The organism is Pseudomonas agronomica (genome assembly GCF_025917275.1).
GTDB lineage: Bacteria > Pseudomonadota > Gammaproteobacteria > Pseudomonadales > Pseudomonadaceae > Aquipseudomonas > Aquipseudomonas agronomica.
Genome location: NZ_JAOSHO010000528.1, coordinates 1 through 3,318, shown reverse-complemented (window position 1 = coordinate 3,318; position 3,318 = coordinate 1). Strand labels below are relative to the sequence as shown.

Below are 3,318 nucleotides of genomic sequence, written 5' to 3'. Positions count from 1 at the left end.
TCCGCCAACTGCTCGATCTGTTCCTGGCGCTCGGCCTGGCTCAATCGCGGGTTGGCATTGAGCGACGACCACTGTGGATACGCTCGCGCCTTGCCCAGCGCCTCGGGCAGCTTGCCCTCGCGCCAGGTCTTGTCCTGGGGCGTGGCGATGCGGATGCTGTCCATCGCCGCGTGGCCGCGCTGGTTGATCGCCTGCAACAACTGCCGTTGGCGCAGGGCCAGGAGGCGCAGCACATTGTCGTCCACGGTCAGTTCCCGCTGGCCCTTGAGCTTGCCCATCAACCGATTGCCATAGCTGCGGGCCGTTTGCAGCGCACCGCCGGCAATCGCCCCGGCCAGGGCGGCGGCGCCAAGGGTCAGCCCGCCCACCAGCAGATCCACGCCGGCGCCGGCCGCCGCGCCAGCCGCGATCCCGCCGCCGACGCGTACGCCGAGTTGCTTGAGGGTATCGGGATTGAACAGGTCGTCGCCCCAGCGGCCATCCAGCAGCGGTAAATCGCTGGTTGCGGCGTCCTCGGGGCGGAATGCGTAAAGCTTGAGCAGGGCTTCGACGCAGCGCTGCTCGCGTTGGCGCACGGCGTTGCGCAATTCGCTGATGGCCTGGTGTTCCTGTTCGGCGTCGTTGACCACGCTGCGTCGGCAGGCGGCGCAATCGATCAGCAATTCGGCGATCAGGCGCTTCGCGCTCTGCTGGCGCGCCAGGCGCTGGGCCTGTTGGTCGACGATCAAGCGCTCCAGCTGTTCGCGAGCGCTTTCGAGCAACAACGCTAGGCTCTCATACAGGCGCCGTTCGCCGTCTTCGGGCGGAGCGACGCTGTCAAAGCGCACCAGCGCATGCAGTCCCAATCGTGCCAGGGCTTCGCGCCAGTCAGGCTCGCGATGCTGGGCGCTGCTGACGAAGTTGAGCACCGGCAGCAATGGTTTGCCGCAACTGGCGAGGGCTTCCAGTTCATCACGGTATTTGGCCAGCACGGGCTCGCGGGCATCGATGACGTACAGTCCGGCATCGCTGGCGAGTAATTGCCGCAGGACCTTGGCTTCCTGCTCGAAACGTTGCCGAGCTTCGCTGCCGTCAAGGAAGCGCGCCAGGCGCGCCGGGCCGTCCAGGCGCTCACCGGGACGTTCGAGACGTTCGAGGTAATCGAGCAGGGCGATGGCGTCTTCCAGCCCCGGCGTGTCGTACAGTTCCAGCAGCGCCAGGCCATCCACCGACAGGCGGGCGCCTTCGACATGACGGGTGGTGCTCGGGCGGTAGGAGACCTCGCCGAAGCCGACATCGCGGGTCAAGGTCCGCAGCAAGGAGGTCTTGCCGACATTGGTGTGGCCGACCACCGCGAGCTTCAACGGCTTGGTGGGTTCAGTCATGGCCCGTCTCCAGCCAGTTCAACGGCGCGCAGTCGGCGAACGGCAATTGCAGTTGTCGCAGCGCGTTGTGCCAGTCGCCCAGGCGCTCGCCGTCCAGGGCTTCGCCGGGCGGCGCCTGCAGCAGCCAGACGCGGGTGGCGCTGGCGCTGCGGGCCAGTTCGGCAATCAACGCGAGGCTGCCGCGGTCTGGCGAGCGCCGTGGATCACAGGCAATCGCCAGGCGCGCCGGAGGAAAGCGCGACAGTTGTTCCAAGAGCTTGTGGCGAGACTCGCGGCTGTCGAGAATGCCGGCGTTTTTAACGGAGTCGGGCAGCTTCGGCGGCCAGGGCCGTTCGTCCAGCTCGATCGCCACCAGCAACGCGCCGTCGCTTTCCATTGCGCCCACAGCGCTTTCGATTGGATGAAGCTGCGCGGGCGCGGCATCGTTGACTCCCAGGCGCTCGCTGCTGGGCATCAACCGCTCGCGCAACTGCGCGTAGCCAGGCAGGTTCAAGTCCAGGCGAAGGCTGGCGCGGCCACGACGCCAACGCCACAGGCACAGCAGCGCCAGGCATAGGCGCGGCAGCACGCCGTAGATCAACAGGACGCCGACCAACCAGCCGGCCCAGGCCTGGCGGGCGCTTTCGATATTCAGCGCGGCGTCGCCGCTGGCGCGAATCATCTCGACGCTCGGCACGCTGAAGCCCAGCAGGGCCGGCAGCGCGCCGAGGGCCTGGGTCATGGCGACAAAGGTCTCGCCGCCGAGGATGGTGGTTTCCCACACGAAGCCATAGCGCCGGGTCGCCATCAGCATCAATACGATGACCAGCGCACTGAGCATCGCCAGTAGCCATAAACCGTTGACCAGCGCGCCGAGTACCCAGCGGTTGAGCCGGTGCCGTTGCAACAGCAGCAGCAAGGCTGGCGCCAGTTGGGCGGCCTTGGCGTCGCGGGCCAGTTTTTCGCTGAGCCACAGCCAAAGGCGTCCCAGCGTGGCGCCTTGCTCCCCGGCGAATATCAGGCCCAGGGCCCAGCCGATGAGCAGGAGCAGGTTCAACCCCAACAGACTGCCCAAGGCCCAGAAGACATTGACCGGCGCACGCCCATCGCCGAGGGCGGCAAACCCCAGGCCGGCGCCGCTGACGAGGGCGATCAGGGCCAGTGCGATCAGTGCCAGTCGTGCCCCTTGAAGCCAGTGACCCAGGGCTTGGGTAAGGCCATCGCGGTCGGCCAGCCAGCGGGAACGGTGGCGGATGCGGGTGGATAAGTCGCCTCCCGCCGCGCGGGCCAGGCGATTGGCTTCCTGGTCCTCGAGCGGGCCGGCATGTTCTTCACGCAGGCGTATCGTCTCGGTCAACCAGAGGTTCTGCAGTTCTGTCACGGGGGCTTCCGTTACGCGAATGAGCAAAGAGCATAACCGCTGTGGCGCCGGTCCGGGCCTCTGGTATTCTCGCCGACATGAAAAAAACACTTCCCTTAAGCTTGATCGCAGCCCTCGGTGAAAACCGCGTGATCGGCATCGACAACAGCATGCCCTGGCACTTGCCGGGGGATTTCAAATACTTCAAGGCCACCACCTTGGGCAAGCCCATCATCATGGGGCGCAAGACCTGGGATTCCCTGGGTCGACCGTTGCCGGGACGCTTGAACATCGTGGTGAGCCGCCAGTCCGGCCTGGTTTTGGAAGGCGCGGAAGTTTATTCCACGCTTGAGGCTGCCGTTGAGCGGGCCGAAGCCTGGGCGTTAGAGCAGGGTGTGGATGAGCTGATGCTGATCGGTGGGGCCCAGCTCTATGCACAGGCACTGGACCAGGCGGATCGGCTGTACCTGACCCGCGTGGCGCTGAGCCCTGAAGGGGATGCGTGGTTCCCGGCGTTCGATTCGAGCCAGTGGACGCTGGTGTCGAACCAGCCGAATCCGGCCGAAGGGGACAAGCCGGCCTATAGCTTTGAAGTGTGGGAAAAGCGCTAAAAGC

At 66.1% G+C, this 3,318-nt stretch carries 3 protein-coding genes; 1 reads left to right on the top strand and 2 read right to left on the bottom strand.

Annotated elements, in window-relative coordinates:
• Both OC610_RS23910 and OC610_RS23905 read right to left on the bottom strand, forming a co-directional pair.
• Positions 1-1,364: DUF3482 domain-containing protein (locus OC610_RS23910; protein WP_264431370.1), on the bottom strand; the 1,364-nt coding region annotated here is incomplete at its 3' end.
• On the bottom strand, positions 1,357-2,724 hold the full coding sequence (locus OC610_RS23905) for a DUF2868 domain-containing protein (RefSeq protein ID WP_264431368.1): 1,368 nt from the start codon (positions 2,722-2,724) through the stop codon (positions 1,357-1,359). The genes OC610_RS23905 and OC610_RS23910, both read right to left, overlap by 8 nt.
• Before the next feature lie 77 nt (positions 2,725-2,801).
• Here OC610_RS23905 and OC610_RS23900 point away from each other — a divergent pair, with 77 nt between their 5' ends.
• Positions 2,802-3,314 (top strand): dihydrofolate reductase, encoded by a 513-nt coding sequence (locus OC610_RS23900; RefSeq protein WP_264431366.1) that lies wholly within the window; start codon positions 2,802-2,804, stop codon positions 3,312-3,314.
• Positions 3,315-3,318 lie beyond the last annotated feature (4 nt).